The organism is Neoroseomonas alkaliterrae (genome assembly GCF_014199195.1).
Lineage (GTDB): Bacteria > Pseudomonadota > Alphaproteobacteria > Acetobacterales > Acetobacteraceae > Neoroseomonas > Neoroseomonas alkaliterrae.
The window spans coordinates 142,754-162,449 of the sequence record NZ_JACIJE010000010.1 but is presented as its reverse complement, the minus strand read 5'-3'; the positions used below and the strand labels follow the sequence as shown (position 1 = coordinate 162,449).

Annotated in this window: 12 protein-coding genes; 11 read left to right on the top strand and 1 reads right to left on the bottom strand. The window is 74.3% G+C overall.

Features of this window, described 5'->3' with window-relative positions; translation table 11 throughout:
* Positions 1 to 99 precede the first annotated feature (99 nt).
* The 10 genes from FHS88_RS16810 (at position 100) to FHS88_RS16765 (ending at position 16,673) form a co-directional block, all read left to right on the top strand.
* Positions 100 to 1,854: a S1 family peptidase gene (locus FHS88_RS16810; protein WP_184486625.1), complete on the top strand. Its 1,755-nt coding sequence runs from the start codon at positions 100 to 102 to the stop codon at positions 1,852 to 1,854.
* Between the two features lie 22 nt (positions 1,855 to 1,876).
* Complete coding sequence (locus FHS88_RS16805; RefSeq protein WP_184486624.1) at positions 1,877 to 3,166, top strand: hypothetical protein; 1,290 nt, start codon at positions 1,877 to 1,879, stop codon at positions 3,164 to 3,166.
* A complete protein-coding gene (locus FHS88_RS16800; RefSeq protein ID WP_184486623.1) occupies positions 3,163 to 4,323 on the top strand; it encodes a hypothetical protein in 1,161 nt (386 codons plus the stop codon). Before FHS88_RS16805 ends, FHS88_RS16800 begins: the two co-directional genes overlap by 4 nt.
* A 79-nt stretch (positions 4,324 to 4,402) precedes the next feature.
* The gene (locus FHS88_RS16795; protein WP_184486622.1) at positions 4,403 to 7,366 is read left to right on the top strand and encodes a virulence factor SrfB; all 2,964 of its coding nucleotides are present in this window, start codon (positions 4,403 to 4,405) and stop codon (positions 7,364 to 7,366) included.
* Entirely contained in the window at positions 7,363 to 9,960 is a 2,598-nt protein-coding gene (locus FHS88_RS16790) for a virulence factor SrfC family protein (RefSeq protein ID WP_184486621.1), read from the top strand. The genes FHS88_RS16795 and FHS88_RS16790 overlap by 4 nt, the downstream gene beginning before the upstream one ends.
* Positions 9,957 to 11,003, top strand: a complete 1,047-nt coding sequence (locus FHS88_RS16785; RefSeq protein WP_184486620.1) for a hypothetical protein — start codon at positions 9,957 to 9,959, stop codon at positions 11,001 to 11,003. Before FHS88_RS16790 ends, FHS88_RS16785 begins: the two co-directional genes overlap by 4 nt.
* Positions 11,000 to 12,898 (top strand): vWA domain-containing protein, encoded by a 1,899-nt coding sequence (locus tag FHS88_RS16780; RefSeq protein WP_184486619.1) that lies wholly within the window; start codon positions 11,000 to 11,002, stop codon positions 12,896 to 12,898. Before FHS88_RS16785 ends, FHS88_RS16780 begins: the two co-directional genes overlap by 4 nt.
* Positions 12,895 to 13,623: an ABC transporter ATP-binding protein gene (locus FHS88_RS16775; RefSeq protein WP_338146628.1), complete on the top strand. Its 729-nt coding sequence runs from the start codon at positions 12,895 to 12,897 to the stop codon at positions 13,621 to 13,623. The genes FHS88_RS16780 and FHS88_RS16775 overlap by 4 nt, the downstream gene beginning before the upstream one ends.
* Positions 13,624 to 13,625: 2 nt before the next feature.
* Positions 13,626 to 14,813 carry an FtsX-like permease family protein gene (locus FHS88_RS16770; protein ID WP_184486618.1) on the top strand — a complete coding sequence of 396 codons (1,188 nt, stop codon included), beginning with the start codon at positions 13,626 to 13,628 and terminating at the stop codon, positions 14,811 to 14,813.
* A 3-nt stretch (positions 14,814 to 14,816) separates the two neighbouring features.
* A complete protein-coding gene (locus tag FHS88_RS16765) occupies positions 14,817 to 16,673 on the top strand; it encodes an SUMF1/EgtB/PvdO family nonheme iron enzyme (protein ID WP_184486617.1) in 1,857 nt (618 codons plus the stop codon).
* On the opposite strand, the gene FHS88_RS16760 is transcribed toward FHS88_RS16765, so the two are convergent.
* Positions 16,674 to 17,459 carry an SDR family NAD(P)-dependent oxidoreductase gene (locus FHS88_RS16760; protein ID WP_184486616.1) on the bottom strand — a complete coding sequence of 262 codons (786 nt, stop codon included), beginning with the start codon at positions 17,457 to 17,459 and terminating at the stop codon, positions 16,674 to 16,676.
* Between the two features lie 159 nt (positions 17,460 to 17,618).
* Here FHS88_RS16760 and FHS88_RS16755 point away from each other — a divergent pair, with 159 nt between their 5' ends.
* A complete protein-coding gene (locus FHS88_RS16755) occupies positions 17,619 to 19,694 on the top strand; it encodes a 3-hydroxyacyl-CoA dehydrogenase NAD-binding domain-containing protein (RefSeq protein ID WP_184486615.1) in 2,076 nt (691 codons plus the stop codon).
* Positions 19,695 to 19,696 lie beyond the last annotated feature (2 nt).

Here is a 19,696-nt window from a genome sequence, read left to right as displayed (position 1 = left end):
TCGCGCCATTCTCGGCCGTGATCATGGCGCCTACAGTCGCGCCACGGCATGCGGGACTCCGCCGCGCGCCGCAGCCTTCCGCCCGGAGCCGACAGAACCATGGCGAGCCCGCGCTTCATCCTGAAGACCGACCTCCAGGGGCTCGAACCCGTGCTGGTGGGCGGCGCGCCCGTGCTCGAGGCCGATGCGCGGCTGCGCGCCCTGCTCGGCCCCGAGCGCGCGGCGCTCTTCGCCGAGCCGGTCGTGACCTGGGGCAATGGTCGCCATGCGGGCTCGGTCTCCTGGTATGCCGATGCGGCGGGCGAGCCGGTGCCGCTGGCCGCCCTGCCGCCGGCCCGTCGCGCGGCGGTGGAGGCGAGGCTGCAGGCCGAGCTCGCGGCCCTCGCCCCCCTCATGGGCGATCCGCTGCTGCGCGCCGCGCTCGTGACGGCGGGCCCGGACTCGATCCTCGCCCTCGATGACCGGCCGCTGATCGCGGGGTGGGGCCTCGCGCCCGCCGGGGCGCTGCGGGATCCAGCCGCCCGCGCGGCGCATCTGCGCGCGGCCTATGGCGCCCTCCTGCCGCCGGCGCTGCTGGCCGAGGGGCCGCCGCCGGCCGAGCCGCCCCGTCCCGCGCCTCCCCCGCGCCCGGCCCCGGCCGCCGCCCCTCCACCGCCGCCGCCGCCGGCCGTGGCCGCACCGGCGGCGCGCGCCACCGCCTCGGCCTGGAACTGGTGGCTGCTGCCGGCCGGCCTGCTGGTCGCGCTCGCCTTCCTTGCGCTCGGCTTCTGGCTGGGCTGGCGGCTGATCTCGGAACGGGTGGCCGAGCAGCGCCTCGTCGCGCCGGTCGCCGATGCCAGCCGGATCGAGGAGCAGATCGCCCGCCAGCGCGAGACCAACGACGCGCTGCGGCGCGAGATCGAGCAGGCGCGCCAGGCCCTGCAGGGCGATGTGTGCCGCCCCGGCGATTTCGGCCTCTCGCCGCTGACCCCGCCGCAGATCACGCCCATGCAGCCCTCGGCCCTGCCGCCGCCGGCGCCGGGCCAGCAGGCCTTCCAGGGCACGCTGATCGAACTGCTCGACCAGGGGACGGTGCTGGTGCTCGGGCCGCTGGCGAGCGGGCAGGGGGTGGGCACCGGCACCGGCTTCGTCGTGGCCCCCGGCGTGATCGTGACCAACGCCCATGTCGTCGCGCCGCTCGATCCGCAGCGGGTCTATGTGGTCAACCGCCGCCTCGGCCGGCCCGTCGCCGTGCAGGTCGCCGCGCAGACTCCGGACCCGCAGCCCGGGCGGCCCGATTTCGCGCTGCTGCGGCTGCCGGCGGAGTCGCAGCCGCTCGCCGCGCTCGGGCTCACGCGCGTGGCAAGCCGGCTCGATCCCGTCATCGCCGCCGGCTTCCCGCAGGCCATCATGCAGACGGATGCGAATTTCCGCGCCCTGCTCGACGGCAACACCCAGGCCATCCCGGAACTGGCGGTGACCGACGGGCTGGTCAGCGCGGTGCAGAACCTGCCCTCGGGCCTGACGGTCATGCCGCATACGGCGGCGATCAGCCGCGGCAATTCCGGCGGGCCGCTGGTGGACCGCTGCGGGCGGGTGGTGGGCGTGAACACCTTCGGCTTCTTCAACGCCGAGCAGGGCGAGCGCGTCTCCTACGCGCAGAAGGTGGAATCGCTGCTCGCCTTCCTGCAGGCCCATGGCGTCGCGGTGCCCGACCTCGCCGGCGCCTGCCAGCCCGCCACCGTCGCGCCCGCGCCGGCCGCGCCCGCGGCGGTGGGCGCTCCGGTGGCGCCCGGCGCGGATGCGGCACCGGCGAGCCCGCCCGCGCCCACGGCGCCGGCCCCGGTGCCGGTCCCGCGGCCGGCCCCGCGCTGAGGGGCGAGGCGCGCACCCCGCCATGGACGAGAGCCTGATCGCCACGACGCTCAACCGGGACCTGCTCGCGCAGGGCGTCGGCGGGCAGCTCGCGGTCCAGCACTGGGAGCAGCTGACGCAGTATCTGCGTCGCGCCCTCTCGCCCCGCCACGCGGCGCTGTTCGCCGAGCCCAACCCGGACCCGGAGCGCGGCAGCATCGACTGGTATGCGCCGGGGCAGGGGCCCGCGGTCCCGCTGCCGCAGCTCGACCCCGCGGCGCAGCAGGCCGCGCTCGCCGCGCTGATGCCGATGGTCGCCGAGATCCAGGCGGCGGCGGCGAAGCTCCGCGAATCGCCGAACGAGGGCGAGCGCTTCCTGGGCGAGCTGCTGCGCCTCGCGCTCGAGATCCCGGACCAGTCGGCGATCCGGCTGCGTGACGGCCAGGCCGTGCTGGCCCCCTGGGGTCACACCGCGGCCGGCGCGGGCGCGGTGCGCGAGCTGCTCGTGCGCATGATGCCGCAGCCCGTGGCGCCGATGGCCATGCGCAGGATGCCTGACGCGCCCGCCGCCTCCGGCGGCCGGGCCTGGCCCTGGCTGCTGGCCTTCCTGCTGCTGCTGCTCGCGCTGCTGCTCGCGCTGTGGCTGCTCTGGCGCGATCCCTTCGGCTGGTTCGCCGTGCCGCAGGCGCAATGCGCCGCGCCGCCAGGCCATGCCGCGGCGCTCGACGTGCTGCGGGAGGAGGAGGCGCGCGAGGGCGCGCTGCGGGCCGAACTCGCGCGCATCGTCGCCGAAGCCGGCGAGCGCCGTCTGCTCTGCCGCGCCCCGGAACCGCCGCCGCCGCCCCCGGCGCCGGTCCGCCCGCCCGAACCTCCCGCCCGCCCGCCTCAGCCTCAGCCGCCGCAGCCCCCGCCGCAGGAGCAGCAGCGCAACACCGACCTCGACCGCGCCGACCGCCAGGGCGCGCGGCGCGGGCGCACGCAGGTCATCCTCGCCTGGGACGACCGCAACGACCTCGACCTCGCGGTGATCTGCCCCAACGGGCAGCGCATCGACTTCCGCAACCGCGCGGCCTGCGGCGGCGCGCTCGACATCGACCGCAACGCGGCCGGCGGGCCGCTGACGCGCACCCCGGTCGAGAACATCGTCTTCGAGCAGAACCCCGCCCCCGGCACCTACCGCATCGTCGTGGACTATTTCGACCGCGCCGACGGGCCGCGCACGCCCTACCGCGTGACGATCCGCCAGGAGGGCCAGCCCGACCGCGTCATCACCGGCGTCGCGCAGGAAGGCGTGCGCGACCGCGTGGTGGGCGAGTTCACGGTGCCGCCATGAGCACGACCATGCTCCGCCTCGCCGCGACGCGCGCGCAGGATCTGCGGCCGCTGCTGCCGATGCCCCCGGCCGAGGCCCATGCCGCGCTGCAGGCCGAGGCGCAGCGCCTGTCGCCGGCCCATGCCGCGCTGTTCGCGCAGCCCGTGGCCGAGGAGGGCGCCATCGCCTGGGCCGCCCCGGGCGCGCGGATGGCGCGCTACGCCGACCTCGACGCCGCATCGCGCGCCACGCTCGCCGCCGAGGCGGGGCGCATCCTCTCCGACCTGCGGCGCGAGGCGGAGCGCCAGGCGGCCGAGGGCGGCGGCGCGCTCGCGAGACTGTGGCCCGCGATCGCGGAGATCCCGTCCTTCGACCTGCTCTTCGTGGTGGATGGCAGGCCGGTGCTGGCAGGCTGGGGCCATGTCGGGGCCGCGGCGCCCGGCCCGCTCGGCCTGCTCGCGCGCTTCGACGACGGGCTGCCCTGGCAGCCGCCGCCGCGCCGGCCCTGGGGGATCTGGGCGGCCACGCTCGCCGCCCTCGCGCTGCTGGCCCTGCTCGCGGGGCTGGCCGGGCCGCTGCTCGCCTGGCGGTTCCTCAGCCCGCCGCAGGCCGCCTGCGTGGCCGCGGAGGGCGACCTCGCCGCGCTCGCCCGGCTGGTCGAGACGGAGCGGAGCGAGCGCGACCTGCGGACCGAACTCGCCCGGCTGGAGGAGGAACTCGGACGCCGGCGCCTCGCCTGCCCGCTGCCGCGCGCGCCCGAGCCGCCCCGCCCGCCCGAGCCGGAACCCCCGCGCCCCGAGGAACCCCTGCCGCCCCCGCCGCCCGAGCCACCCCCGCCGCCGCCCGAGCCCGAGCCGCCGCGCGGCCCGCCCCCCGGCACCGAGCCCTGCAACGTGGACACGCAATCGGGCGGCGCGGGGGAGACGCGCACGCGCCACTACCTCGGCCCGAACCCGGGCCCCGTGACGCTCGACTACGACACCCAGACGGTGCCGGACCGCATCGAGGTGCGCTACCGCGGCCGCGTCATCGCCGCCACGCCGGGCATGGTCAGCGGGCGCGGGCGCATCGGCTTCGACTGGCGGCCGCAGGGGGGCGACTACGTGGTGGAGGTCGTGGTGATCGGGCCCTTCGCGAACACCCGCTGGCGCTACCGCCTCAACTGCCCGGTGAACTGATGCGCGCAACCCTCGGCAAGCATTGTTTGGCGCGAAGCGCGGCGCTGCGGCAAACTGCGCCGCGCGAGACGGAACGCCCATGAGCAGCACGACCACCGCCGGCCTGATCAGCCTGGTGCCGTCCTCCGGCATCCAGTTCCTCGACCTCGATTTCGACATGGACCGGCTGCCGCGCGGCGCGCGCTCCTACTGGGAGGAGACGCTGCGCGAGCAGCGCGACCACGAGGGCAAGTCCCCGGTCATCCTGCGCGTGCTGGAAGCCGACGAGGAGGGCAACCTCGCCGATCCGGTCACGCGGCAGGTGCCCCCGCCCGAGGAGACCTACGCCATCTCCCGCGCCCAGGCGCTCGAGCCCTTCCTGAACAAATGGGTGCCTCTGCCCTATTTCCGCGTCCATGCGCGGGGGGCGGACGGCAAGGATGTGTTCGACCGCGGCCCCTCCAACTGGGCGCGTGCCTATGTGGCGGAGAAGCCGCAGCGCGACATGGAGGGCCGTTCGCACCGCCTCGTCCTCGCCTTCGACACGGCGCTGATGCCGCGCAGCCCCGAGCGCCCCTATGTCGCGCCCGCGCCCGAGGACAGCGCGCGCCAGCAGGAATTCGCCCCCGTCCTCGGCCATGCCGAGAATGCCTGGTTCCTGAACGAGGCCTGGGTCGGCCAGTGGCTCGAGGAAGCCTTCCGCGAACTGCGGCAGGCCCAGCGCGGCGGCCGCGCGTTGCGCGCGGAGGACTTCCCCCATGCCTGCGAGCACTGGGCGCGCTACCTCTCCTTCCTCGGCCTGCTGGAGGGCATCGGCATCCTGCCGCGGGTGCGGCTGGTGGATGTCGTCTCGGACAATCGCGGCTATGCGCCGATCAATGTCGATCTCGTGCTCGACATCGGCAATTCGCGCACCTGCGGCGTGCTGGTCGAGGAGAGCCAGGACGCGCCCTCGCTGAACAACTCCTCGGTGCTGGCGCTGCGCGACCTCTCGCGGCCCGAGAACACCTACGCCCGCCCCTTCGAGAGCCGCGTCGAGTTCGCCGTCGGCTCCTTCGGCCGGGATGCCATCTCGCGCCGCTCGGGCCGGGCGAACGCCTTCCGCTGGCCCTCGCCGGTGCGCGTGGGCCCCGAGGCGATGCGCCTTGCCGCCGCGACCCAGGGCAATGAGGGCGCGACCGGCATATCAAGCCCCAAACGCTACCTCTGGGACCGGCGGCCCAACGTGCAGGGCTGGCGCTTCAACGGGCGGGCGAGCGACGGCGTGACGACGGAGCCGCCCGTCTCCGGCCCCTTCATGGCGCATGTGACGGAGACCGGGGAGGCACTGCGCCTGCTGCGCGGGCGCGGCCAGCCGGCGGTGCGCGCGCGCTTCTCGCGTTCCGCCATGTTCACCTTCATGCTGGCCGAGCTGCTGATGCAGGCGGTCAGCCAGATCAACGCGCCGGCCACGCGCGCCGCCCGCCGCTTCGCCGACGTGCCGCGGCGGCTGCGCCGGGTGATCCTGACCCTGCCGCCCGCCATGCCGCTCGCCGAGCAGAAGATCCTGCGCGAAAGGGCGGAGGGTGCGATCAAGCTCGCCTGGGACATGCTCGGCTGGACCGAGGCCGGCCCCGCCGCGCCGCCCGAGCCGCGCGTGCTGCTCAACCTCGACGAGGCGACGGCGACCCAGGTGGTCTGGCTCTACACCGAGATCACCCAGCGCCTGCAGGGCGATGCGGCCGGGTTCTTCGAGCTCGCCGGGCGCGTGCGGCCCGAACGCGGGCGCGAGCCCTGCCTGCGCGTCGCCTCGATCGACATCGGCGGCGGCACCACCGACCTGATGGTGGTGACCTGGAGCGTGGAGAACCGCGACACCATCGTGCCGCGCCAGGAGTTCCGCGAAGGCTTCAAGATCGCCGGCGACGAAGTGCTGGAAGGGCTGATCACGCATCTCGTGCTGCCGCAGGTGGCCGATGCGCTGCGCGCCGCCGGGATGTCCGATCCGCAGGCCTTCCTGCGCCAGACGCTGGGCGGGGATCGCGGCGGGCAGTCGGAGGTGGAACGCCATCTGCGCCGGCAGTTCGTCGCGCAGGTGCTGGAACCGGTCGGCCTCGCCGTGCTGCACGCCTATGAACGGATCGAGGGCCGGCAGATGGGCGAGGTGTTCCGCGCCCGCATCGCCGAGGTGCTGGCGGCCGAGCCGCAGCCGGCCAGCCCGCGCGCCATCGCCTTCTTCGAGACCGCGGCGCGGCAGGCCGGCGCGCAGGGCTTCGCCGTCGGCGATGTCGAGGTGGCGGCCGATGCGCGGCGCGTCGAGGCGGTGATCCAGGCGACCCTCGCGCCGGTGCTGGCCGACCTTTGCGAGGTGGTCTGGCATTACGACTGCGACGTGCTGCTGCTCTCGGGCCGGCCGTCGCGGCTGCGCGCGGTGACGGACATCGTGCTGGCGAAATCCCCGGTGCCGCCGCACCGCATCATCGGCATGCACCGCTACCAGGTAGGCGGCTGGTATCCGTTCCGCGACGCCAATGCGCGCATCGAGGACCCCAAGACCAGCGCGGCGGTGGGCGCGATGCTCTGCGCGCTCGCGGAAGGGCGGCTCGAAGCCTTCCTGATGCGCACGAGCCAGCTGCAGATGAAATCCACCGCGCGCTACATCGGGCGGATGGAGATCTCGGGCCAGATCCGCGAGCAGGGCGTGCTGCTGTCGGAGGTGGATCTGGAGAAGTCGCTCCGGCCCGGCGAGGAGGTCGCCTTCACCATGACCTTCGCCGCGCCGACCTTCCTCGGCTTCCGGCAATTGCCGATCGAGCGCTGGCCGGCGACACCGCTCTACGCCCTGGAATTCGCCAACCCTGAAAGCGTTCCGCGCATGGCGCTCCCGTTGAAGGTCAAGATCCGCCGCGCCGACATGGACCCAGACGCCCCGGGCCAGGAGGAGAAGCGCGAGGATTTCCGCGTCGAGGAGATCGAGGATGCGGAAGGCACCGCGCTGCGCCGCACCGATGTCGAGATCCGGTTGCAGACCATGAAGAGCGAGGCCGGCTATTGGCGCGACACCGGCGTTGTGGGGATGGCATGAGGCTCGACGCCAGCACCGATGCCGCCCTTGCCGCCGCCGCCCGCGGCACCGCCGAGGCGGCGATGGAGGCGACCGCCTGGCTCGCCGACAACCGCGCGACCGTGCGGGAGGAGGCGCAGGCCATCGCGCGCGACTTCCGTAAATTCGCGCGCCGTGCGCGGAAACTCGAAGCGGCTGCCGAGCGGCCGATGTGCGTCGCGGTCTTCGGGCCCTCGCAATCCGGCAAGTCCTACCTGATCTCCGCGCTCGCCCGGCGCGGGCAGGAACCCGTCACCGCGATGTTCGACGGCGTCGCACTCGACTTCGTGCGCGACATCAACCCCGAGGGCGGGCAGGAGGCGACGGGGCTCGTCACGCGCTTCACGCTGCGCCCGCCTGCGGCACTGCCGGGCCATCCGGTGGCGCTGCGGCTGCTGTCGCAGACTGATGTGATCAAGATCCTCGGCAACACCTTCCTCGAGGATTTCGACCCGGCGGAGGTGGACATCCCCTCGCCGGAACTCGTGCAGTCGCATTGCGCGAAATTCGCCGCGCGCGCCGGGGGCGAGCCGCTCGACCGCCTGACCGAGGACGATGTTGACGATCTGCGCGAGTATTTCGAATCCCTCTTTCGCGGCCATCCCATCGTGCCCGGCCTCGGTTCCGCCTTCTGGTCCCAGGCCGCGCAGATCGCGCCGCGCCTGCCGGTGGCCGAGCGCGCGGCCTTCTTTTCGATCCTGTGGAACGGGCACGAGGCCTTCACCGCCGCGGCGCGGGAGCTGCTGGTCGCGCTCGCCGCGCTCGACTTCCCCGACGAGGCCTTCGCGCCGCTCGCAGCCCTCGCCCCGCGCGAGACCTCCATCATCGACGTCCGCACGCTCGGCATGCTCGGCGATCCGGCGGACGGGACGCTCGCGGTGCGGACCCGCTCGGGCCGTCAGGCGACGCTGCCGCGCGCCGCGCTCGCGGCGCTGGTCGCCGAGCTCACCATCGCGCTGCGCGACAAGCCCTGGGATTTCTTCGACGTCACCGACCTGCTCGACTTCCCCGGCGCGCGCTCGCGCGAGAAGCTGACGCAGCCGGGGCGCTTCCTGGCCGAGAAGGGCAAGCTGCCCGGCCTCTTCCTGCGCGGGAAGGTCGCCTACCTCTACCAGCGCTACTGCGCGGAGCAGGAGATCACCTCCATGCTCCTCTGCATCGGGCCATCCAACCAGGAGGTCCGCACGCTCCCGCGCATGATCAAGGACTGGGTGGACGGAACCCTCGGCGCGACGCCGGAGGAACGCGCGCGGCACCGCAACGCGCTGTTCCTGGTGCTGACCAAGTTCGACACCGAGTTCGAGGAGAAGAAGGGCGCGACCGAAGGCACCGGCAGCCGCTGGACCATCCGCCTGAACGCCTCGCTGCTCGACTTCTTCGGCAAGGAGCACGACTGGCCGCGCAACTGGGCGAACGGCCAGCCCTTCGCCAACACCTACTGGCTGCGCAACCCCAATGTCGCGGCCAAGCACATCCTCGACTACGACGAGCAGGGGCGGGAGGCCGCGCCGCGCGCCTCCGAGGCGGCGCGCATCGCCCGGCTGCGCGAGGAGTTCCTCGCCAACGAGGATTGCCGCCGCCATTTCGCCGACCCCGCCCGCGCCTGGGACGCGGCGATGACGCTGAATGACGGCGGCATCTCCTACCTCGCCGAGAGCCTCCGCCCGGTCTGCGACCCGTCCCTCAAGCGCGCGCAGATCGCCGCGCGGCTGGAGGCGCTGCGCGCCGACATGGCCGGCCGGCTCTCGCCCTACTGGCATTCGGGCGACCTCGCCGCGGAACTGGCCAAACGGCGGGAGGAAGCGCGCGTGATCGGCCGCGCGCTCGTCGCCTGTGCCGCCGCCCAGGGCTTCGGCCGGCTGATCCGGAGCCTGCAGGTCACGCCGGAGGAACTGACCTCGGCCTGGTGGCGCATGCAGACCGAGCCCGCCGAGGAGACTCCGGTCGGCGCGCGGCTGGGCGAGGAGGATTATCTCGCCGAACTGGGCGATCTCGTCGCGCCGGCCGGCGGCACCGCGCACCGCGCGCGCGACGCCTTCGAGCGCTATGCGGACCTCGCCGTGGCCGAGTGGCTCGACAAGATGCACCGCGCGGCGGGCGAGCCGGAGATGGCCGAGCAGCTCAAGCTGCCGCGCGAGGTCGCCTCGGCGCTCGTCGCGCAGCTCGGCGCCGGGGCGCGGCGCACGGGGCTTTCCGCGCGCATCGCGCAGCGCCTGCGCGAGGCCGCCTCCTACCGCCAGAAGCTGAGCGAGAGCGCCGCGAAGCCCGTGATGGTCGCCGAGGGCATCGTGAACCGCTACGTCCACACCCTCGGCTACGCGGACATGCCGCCCGATCAGCGCCCGCGCGCCGGCCGCACGGACCGCCCCGTCTTCGCGCCGCGCCCGCCGGTCAACGGCATGCCGCATCTCGGGCCGCAGCCCGAGCCCTACGACAAGCAGTTCCACGTGGACTGGATCAGCGCCTTCGCGCGCCTCGCGGAGGAGAATGTCACCGCGCCCGGCGGCGGGGAGGTGGACGTCGTGCAGAATGCGCGGCTCGGGAAGATCCTGGGCGCGCTCGGCCAGGCGGCATGATCGCGCTGCGCGCCGCCGCCGACCCCGCCCATCCCGAGGGCGGGCACGCGATCGTGCTGCTTCAGGGCGTGATGACGCCGCCGGCCGATCCGCGCTTCCGCATCCTGCGCGAAGGCTGGGCGAAGGGCACGCTCGGGCCCGATGGCTGGCAGGTGGGTGATGCGCTGCTCAGCCCCGATCGCGTGGAACCGTCTCCGCAGGGGGTGCGGTTCTATCTCGGCCCACAGGTGGTGGATTGGCTGGAGGCCGGACCGGTGCTCTTCGCCGTGCCGGGGGCCGGGGTGCAGGCACCGCTGTTCTGGCCCGACGTGCCGCCACTGCATGGCGGCAGCGGGCACAGCATCGCCGAGCCGTCGCGCGCGCCGCCGCCGCGCCCGGCGCTGCCGATCGAGGATCCCGACGCGACCATCGCCGTCGCCCCGCGGCCCGCACCGCCGCCGGAAGCGCCGCCGCCGCCCGCCGCGCCGGCGCCTGTCGTCGCCGCGCGCCGTGGTTCGGCACTCTCCTGGGTGTTGCTCCTCCTCCTTCTCGCCCTCGGCGCCGGCGGCGTGTGGTGGTGGCAGACCGGCGCCGAGGCGCCGCGGATCGCCGAGGCGCTCGCGCCGGGACGGCCGCCGGAGCCGGCGCTCCCGCCCGTCCGCCCGCAGCAGGAAGCCCAGGGCCCGGCCACGCTCGACGGGCTGAGCGTGCCGGAGGTGATCGAGCGCGCCGCATCGCCCGCCGCCATCGCCGCCGAGGCGGCGCGCCGCCACGAGGCCGGGCGCTACGACGACGCGCTGCTGCTGTGGGAGGCGGCGGCCCGGGCGGGCCATGCGCCGGCGCTGACGCGGCTCGCGGGCCTCTACGACCCTGTCGGCTTCGTCCCGGGGCGGCCCTTCCGCGACCCGGACCCGCGCCAGGCCGCGCGCCATTATCGCGATGCCGTGGCGGCCGGCGATGCGGCGGCGGCGGAACCGCGCGCGCGCCTGCGTCGTTGGCTCGACGACCGCGCGCGCGAGGGCGATCTGAATGCGCCGCTGACGATCGGGGATTTCTGGCCATGACGCCGCGCCGCCTGATGCTGCTCGCCACAGCCTCCCTGCTGCCCGCCGCCGCGCTGGCGCAGCGCGCGCCGCGCCAGCCGCTGCTCATTCCCGGCAAGACGACGCTGTTCCAGCGCGTCATCCTCCGCCCCGGCGCGACGCTGCACGCCCAGCCCGAGGCGCCGCAGGCCCGCCCCGCCGCCGGCTTCTCGGTGATGCATGTCTATGCCCGGCGCGACGGCTGGATCGAGGTCGGGCGCGAGGCCGATGGCCGCGTCGAGGGCTGGGTGCGCGAGGAGCGCGCGATCGACTGGCGCCACGCCATGGTCGGCGCCTTCACCAACCCCGCCGGCCGCGAGCGTGCGATGTTCCTGCGCGACGCGCAGACGCTGCGCGGCCTTCTCGCCTCGCCCTCCATGACGCAGGACGCGGTGGCGCTGCGCGCCGCGGCGGGCCAGCCGGGCAGCCCGGTGCTCGCGCTCGAGCCCGAGACCTTCATCGACATCCAGCGCAACTTCTACCTGCTGCCGATCCTCGAGGCCGAGATCGTGCAGCGCCGCGACGGCACGCAGATGCGGCTGCTCGAAGTCATCTCCGCCCCCGCCGAGCTGCGCCAGGCCCCGCAGCAGGCCGACCCGGCGCGACTGCGTGATTTCCGCGGCGCCGTCGTGTTCGTCATAGACAGCACCATCTCGATGCAGCCCTATATCGAGCGCACGCGCGAGGCGATCCGCCGCATCGTCGCGCGCATCGGCGATACGGCGGTGCGCGACAATTTCCGCTTCGGCATGGTCGCCTACCGCGCCGACATCTCCGCCCGCCCGCAGCTCGAATACGTGGCGCGGGTGATCGCGACACCCGACCTCTCGCGCCCGCCGGGCGCCATCCTGCCGGCGCTCGATTCCGTGCGCGCCGCCAGCGTCTCGACCGAGCAGTTCGACGAGGACGCCATCGCGGGCCTGCGCCTGGCGATAGACCAGGTGGACTGGTCGGCCTTCGGCGGCCGCTACGTGGTGCTGATCACGGACGCCGGGGCGCTCGACGCCACGGATCCGAAGTCGCAGACGCGCCTCGGCATCCCGGAGATCAGGGCGCTGGCGGAGGCGCGCGGCATCGCGCTCTTCGCGATCCATCTCCTCACGCCAGAGGGGCGCGCAAACCACGCCTCGGCGCGGGCGCAGTACACGGAACTGACCCGCTACGGGGCGGCGGGCTCGCTCTACTTCCCGGTGGAAGGGGGCAGCCCGGCCGCCTTCGACCGCGTCGTGAACGGGCTGACGGACGCGCTGTTCCGCCAGGTGGCGGACACGGTGGGCCGCCCCGTGGGTGGCGTCGCCCCGGCACGCACGCCCGAGGCCGAGCGCATCGCCCAGCAGGTCGAGATCGTCGGCACCGCGATGCGCCTCGCCTATCTCGGGCGCGAGGGCGGCACCACCGCGCCCGATGTCGTGCGCTCCTTCACCACCGACCGCGACCTGCGCGACCCCACCATCGCCGCGCTGGACGTGCGCGTGCTGCTGACGCGCAACCAGTTGTCGGACCTGTCGCAGGCGCTGACGCGCATCCTCGATGCCGGGCTCGCCGGCCGCTCGGACCCGCGCACCTTCTTCGGCCAGTTGCGCGCGGCCTTCGCGGCGACGGCGCGCGACCCGGCGCGCCTCGGCAATCTCGCCCGCATCGGCCAGGCGCTGGGCGAGTATCTCGACGGCCTGCCCTACCAGAGCCAGGTGATGGAACTCACCGAGCAGGAATGGCTCGCCATGGGCGCGGCCGCGCAGCGCGAGCTGATCAACGGCATCGAGGCCAAGCTGCGCCTCTACCAGGAATTCGCCGCGCGCCCGGACCTGTGGGTGACGCTGGACGGCCGCCCCGGGGGCGAGGCCTTCTTCCCCGTTCCGCTCGACGCGCTGCCGTGACGGCGCTGCTCTCCCTGCGCGATGTCCGCAAGGCCTATCGCGGGGACGCCGCGCCCTTCGCGCTCGAGGTGCCCCGCTTCGAGCTCGCGGAGGGCGAGGCGCTGGCCCTTGCCGGCCCATCGGGCAGCGGGAAGTCCACGCTGCTGATGATGCTCGCCCTTGCCGCGCCCCCCGATGCGGGCGGCTTCGTCTTCGCGGGCACGGACATCATGCGTCTCTGGCGTGGGGCTCGGCGCGACGCGCTGGCCGCGCTGCGCGCGCGCCGCATCGGCGTCGTGCCGCAGACGGGCGGCCTGCTGTCCTACCTGACGGCGGAGGCGAACATCGCGCTGACCCAGCGCATCGCCGGCCGGCGGGATGCCGCGCGCCTGCGCATGCTGGCCGAGGAGCTCGGCATCGCGGCGCAGCTCGGCAGGCGTCCGGCGGAACTCTCCGTCGGCCAGCGCCAGCGCGTGGCGATCGCGCGCGCGCTCGCCCATCGCCCGGCCCTCGTGCTGGCGGACGAGCCCACGGCCTCCGTTCATCCGGAACTCGCCGACGCCGTGCTCGCGCTGCTGCGCCGCGAATGCGCCGCATCGGGCGCCGCCCTGCTCGTCGCGACGCATGATCCCGACCGCGCGGCGCGCGCCGGCTATCCGGTGCTGGCCTGCGCCACCCATGCGCCGGATGCCTCTGGCGTGGCGCGCTCGGTCTTCGACCGGCCGCCGCTCGCCGAGGCGGCCTGACGATGCTGCGCCTCGCCCTTGCCGACCTGTGGCACGAGCGGGTGCTGTTCCTCTGCTCGGCCCTCGGCTGCGCGGCGGTGCTCGCGCCGCTGATCGTGCTGTTCGGCCTGCGCCAGGGCGTGGTCGCGGGGCTGCGGGCCGAACTGCTCGAGGATCCGCGCGCGCGGGAGATCGTCTCGGTCGTCAACCGCACGCTCGAACCGGCGCTGTTCGAGCGCCTTGCGGCCGATCCGCGCATCGCCTTCATCGTCCCGCGCACCCGCGCGCTGTCGGCGACGATCCTGCTCGAGCACCCGGACCGCCCCGGCAGCGGCCTGCGCGTCGAGCTGCTGCCGACGGCGCCGGGCGATCCGCTTCTGCCCGGCCGCGGCGCGATGGCGGCCGACGAGATGGTGCTCTCCGCAACCGCGCTGCAGCGGCTGGGCGTAGCGGTGGGCGGCGGCGTCGTCGCCTCGGTGGCGCGCAGCCGCGAGGGGCGGCGCGAGGTGCTGAGCCTTCCCATGCGCGTCGTGGCCGAGGCGCCGTCCTCCGCCGCCCTGCGGGACGCCGCCTTCGCCACCCTTCCCGTGCTGCTGCTGACCGAGGATTTCCTCGACGGGACCGCCGCGCCGGATGCCCGGCCGGGCGGCGAGGAGGAGGCGCGCCGTCGCCCCTTCGCCGGCTTCCGCCTGCACGCCGCCCGGCTGGAGGACGTCCCCGCGCTCGACCGCGAGTTCCGCGTGGCGGGCATCGAGGTCGCCTCGCGCGCGGAGGCGGTGGCGGGCCTGCTGCGCCTCGACCGCAACCTCGCGCTGCTGTTCCTGACCATCGCCGGGGCAGGGGGGCTCGGCTACCTCGTCAGCCTCGGCGTCGGCCTCTGGGCGCAGGTGGAGCGCAAGCGTCGCGACCTGGCGCTGCTCGCGCTGCTCGGGCTGCGGCGCCGCGCGCTGCTCGCCCTGCCGCTGATCCAGGCGGGCGCCGTCGCGCTCGCCGGCGCGGCGCTCGCGGTCGCCATCGCGGCGGGTGTCGCGGGGGTGCTGAACCGGGCTTTCGCCGGCAGCGTCACCGGCGATCGTCCGGTCTGCCTGCTGACCCATGCCATGGCGGCGGGCGCGGCCGGCGTGACGCTGCTCGGCGCGCTGCTCGCCGCCGTGCTGGCGGGGCTGCGCGCCGGCGCGGTGCCGCCCGCCGAAGGCCTTTCGGAGGGCTGAGCCATGCGCGCCGCCTTCGCCGCCCTGCTCCTTCTCGCCGCGCCGGCCGCGGCCGAGGCGCCCTGGCCGCAGGATTTCATCAATCCGCGTCCCGCCGAGGGCGATCTCCTGCTGCCGATGCCCTGCGGCGGCGCAATGGCTTTCCGCCCGGTCGAGACGCCGGCGGGGCCGGGCGCGCTTGATGATCGCCCCGTGACGATCGGCACCACCGACCCCGCCGGGGGCGCCGCGGAGTTTGCGCGGCGCGAGGCCGTGGCCGGCCCCTTCGCGCGGGAGGGCCGCGACGTCGCGCTCTTCTGGATCGGCAAATACGAGGTCACGCGGGACCAATATGCGGCGGTGATGGAGGAGCGTTGCCCGGCGCCCTCGGCGGAAGGCCGCCTGCCTGCCGCGTCGCTCTCCTGGTTCGATGCCGTCGCCTTCGGGCAGCGCTACACCACCTGGCTGCTGCGCAATGCGCGGGCGCGGGTTCCGCAGGCCGACGGCGTGCCCGCCTTCATCCGCCTGCCGACGGAGGAGGAATGGGAATACGCCGCGCGTGGCGGTGCCGCGGTCAGCGAACTGGACTTCCTCGGCCGCACCTTCCCGATGCCCGAAGGCACGGCGCGCCATGCCTGGTTCCAGGGGCCTCGATCGGCGGCGGGCCGCGCGCAGCCGGTCGGGATGCTCGAACCCAACCCGCTCGGCCTGCACGACGTGCTCGGCAATGTCGGGGAGATGGTGCTCGAGCCCTTCCGCGCCGTGCGCGTCGGACGGCGGCACGGCCAGGCCGGCGGCGTGGTCGTCAAGGGCGGGGATTTCCGCACGCCGGAGGCCGCGCTGCGCTCCTCGCTGCGCATCGAGATCCCGCCCTACGACCCGACGGACGGCCAGCCGACCCGCCTGCCCACGGTCGGCTTCCGCGTCGTGCTGGCGGCGCATGTCACCACCTCGCTGCGCCGGGCGGAGGCGCTGAACCGCGCCTTCGAGGCCGAGAGCCGCGCCAGCGGCACGGAGGCGGAGAACGCCCGCCGCCAGATCGCCGCGCTGCGCGAAGGCGCGGATGCGCGTCTGCGCCAGGGCCTCGATCGGCTCGAGGCGCAGCTCATGGCGGCCGAGCGCCAGCGGCTCGAGCAGGAGCGCGCCGGGCTTCGCGCGCAGCTCGAGGGCGCGGCGGTGCTCGCCCGCTCGGCGGTGCTCTCGCAGCGGCGGCTCGACGGTTTCCAGGCGCTGCTCGACGGCGCGGATGTGGTGCAGGCCAGCCCCGAGATGCGCGCGAACTGGGCGCGCGCGGCCGAGGGGCTGCGCGTGGAGCGGGAGCTCGCGCTCGATGGCTACGGGCGGATCGTCGCCGATCTCGGCCGCAGCGCCGACCGCGCAACGCTCACGACCGAGGCGGGCGTCGTCGCGCGCGAGACGGAGGCGCGCGGCGTGCCCGACCTGCGCCCCTTCCTCGACATCGCCGCGCGGCATGCCGCCGATTCACGCGACCGCGGCCTGCCCGCGCGCGACCGGATGCGCGAGGAGGTGATCGCCGCCGGCCGCGCCATGGCCCCGCCGGCCCAGGCGGCCGCGCCGCCAGCGCGCCAGCCCGAGCCCGCGCCCGCCGCGCGCCCGCCCCAGGCCGCCCCGCCCGCGCGGCCCGCGCCGCCGCCTGTCGCGGCCCTCCCGCCGCCGCCGCCCGCGCCGCCGGTCACGGCGGAGCCTGAGCCGCCTGCGGCCTCCCGCCCGTCCCAGTCCTCGCAGTCCCCGCGATCTTCGCCGCCCGCGCAGCGGTCGCCGCCGCTCGGCACGCCGGGCATCAGCGTGAAGCCGCCGATCCAGCGCAGCGCGCCTGCCGAGCGGTGGGATCCCTTCGGCCCGCCGCCGGGCCTGCGCTGATCACTCGTCGTCGGAGCGCGAGGGCGGGCCGGCGAGCACGCCGCCGTCAATCACGATGGTCTGCCCGGTCATGAAGGAGCCGGCGGCGGAAGCGAGGAACACCGCCGCGCCCGCGATCTCGTCCGGCTCGCCGATGCGCTTGAGCGGCGTGTCCTTCGTGCGCTTCTTGTAGATGCCCGGATCCTCCCACAGCGCGCGGGCGAAGTCGGTGCGGATGAGGCCGGGCGCGATGGCGTTGGCGCGCACGTTCTTCGGTCCCCATTCGACCGCGAGGTTGCGCACGAGCTGCATGTCGGCTGCCTTGGAGATGGCATAGGCGCCGAGCACCGGCGAGCCGCGGAAGCCGCCGATGGAGGAGACGACGATGATCGAGCCGCCGCCGCGCTCGGCCATGCCCGGCGCGGTCATGTGCGCGAGCCAGAGGTTCGACTTGATGTTGGTCGCCATGATCTTGTCGAAGATCTCGTCCGGCATCGTCATCGCCGGGCCGAAATGCGGATTGATCGCGGCGTTGCAGACCATGACGTCCACCTGGCCCCAGGCGGCGATGGTCTGGTCGATCAGCGCCTGGCATTCGTTCTTGCGGCCGATATTGCAGGCCACCGCCATGGCTGTGCCGCCCTTGGCCTTGATCGCCTCCACCACCTCCTGGCAGGCCTCGATCTTGCGGGAGGAGACGACGACCTTCGCCCCGTGTTCCGCCATGCGTTCGCAGATGGCGCGGCCGATGCCGCGGCTCCCGCCGGTCACGACGGCGACCTTGCCGGTCAGGTCGAACAGGGACATGGCGCTTCCTCTCCCGCTGTCTCGCCGCGATGAAAGCAGCAGGAGGCGCGCCGCGGCAACCGGGGTTCCCGGGGCGGGCGCTTGCCGCCGGGCGCATCCTGCACGACACTCCGCCCCGACCGAGCGGTCGAAAGGCCGCGGATCAGGGAGAAGACGCCAGTGGCAGACCCCGCGTTCGTTCAGCATGACGCGAAGGGCGAGGTGCATGTGCTCCGCCTCGCGAATCCGCCCGTCAACACGCTTCGCACCGAGGTGCGCGCGGGGCTGCTCGCCGGCCTCAACGCGGCGAAGGCCGCCGGGGCGAAGGCGGTGGTGCTGATCGGCAGCGGGCGCATGTTCAGCGCCGGCGCCGAGATGACCGAGTTCGGCAAGCCGCGCCAGCCGCCCTCGCTGACCGAGGTTTTCGACGCCATCGAGACCTTTCCCGGCATCGTCGTCGCGGCGATCCATGGCTCCGCGCTCGGCGGCGGGCTCGAACTCGCGCTGGCCTGCCATGCGCGGCTCGCCTCGCCGGGCGCGCAGGTCGGCCTGCCGGAGGTCAAGCGCGGCTTCGTGCCCGGCGCGGGCGGAACCCAGCGCCTGCCGCGGCTGATCGGGCCGGAGGCCGCGGCGAAGATCATCGTCTCGGGCGACCCGGTGCCGGCCGAGCAGGCGGTGAAGCTCGGCTTCGTGGATGCCATCATCGAGGGCGACCTCGAGGCCGGCGCGGTGGCCTGGGCGCGCGCGAACATCGGCAGGACCTTCACGCTGGCGCGCGACCGCACCGACAGGATCAGCGGCCAGGATCCGGCGGCCTATGACGCGGTGGTGGCGGGGCTGCTCAAGCGCACGCGCGGGCAGGAAAGCCCCAAGGGCTGCGCGGAGGCGGTGCGGGCCTCCTTCACCATGCCCTTCGAGGAGGGGCTCGCGAAGGAGCGGGAACTGTTCCAGACGCTGGTCTCCGGCGAGCAGTCCAAGGCGCTGCGCCACATCTTCTTCGGCGAGCGCGAGGTGCTGCGCATCCCCGGCATGCCGGCGGATGCCAAGCCGCTGCCGGTGGAGCGGCTGGTGGTGATCGGCGGCGGCACCATGGGCGGCGGCATCGCCATGAGCGCGGCCAATTTCGGCGTGCCGGTGACGATCGTGGAGACGAGCGATGAGGCGCTGGCCAAGGGCCTCGCGCGCTGCCATGCGAACTGGGAGCGGACGGTCGCCTCCGGGCGGCTTTCCCAGGCTGAATACGAGAAGCGCAAGGCCCTGCTGACCGGCAGCACGGATTTCGAAGGCACCGTCGCGAAGGCCGACCTGGTGATCGAGGCGGTGTTCGAGAACATGGAGGTGAAGAAGGAGGTCTTCGCGCGTCTGGACAAGGCGGCGCGGCCGGGGGTGGTGCTGGCGTCCAACACCTCGACCCTGTCCATCGACGAGATCGCCTCGGCGACCACGCGCCCCGAGCTGGTGCTGGGGATGCATTTCTTCTCCCCGGCGAATGTGATGCGTCTGCTCGAGAACGTGCGCGGGGCGAAATCCTCCTGGACGGCGATCGCGACCGCGACGGAGTTCGGCAAGCGCATCGGCAAGCTGCCGGTGCTGGTGGGCAACTGCGACGGCTTCGTCGGCAACCGCATGACCGGCAAGCGCACGCCGCAGGTCGAGAAGCTGCTGCTGGAAGGCTGCCTGCCGCAGGACATCGACCGCGTGATGGAAGGCTACGGCATGGCGATGGGGCCGCTCGCCACCGGCGACCTCGCCGGCCTCGACATCGGCGCGGCCGTGCGCAAGGCGCGCGGGACGGTGGCGCCGATCGCGGATGCCATCGTCGCGCAGGGCCGCTTCGGGCAGAAGACCGGCAAGGGCTGGTACATGTACGACGAGAAGCGCAACCGCATCCCCGACCCCGAGGTCGAGAGGATCATCCTCGAGGTGGCGGAGAAGATGCAGGTGCGGCGGCGCAAGATCTCCGACGAGGAGATCCTCGACCGCCTGCTGCTGCCGATGGTGAACGAAGGCGCGCGCATCCTCGAGGAAGGCATCGCCTACCGGCCGATCGACATCGACGTGATCTTCGTCAACGGCTTCGGCTGGCCGGCCTTCCGCGGCGGGCCGATGTTCTGGGCGGACACGCAGGGGCTGAAGACGGTGCGCGACAAGCTCCGGCGCTACGCCGAGGCGACCAACGACGCCAACCTGAAGCCCGCGGCACTGATCGAGAAACTCGCGGCCGAGGGCGGAACCTTCGCCGGCATGGGCCGCTGACC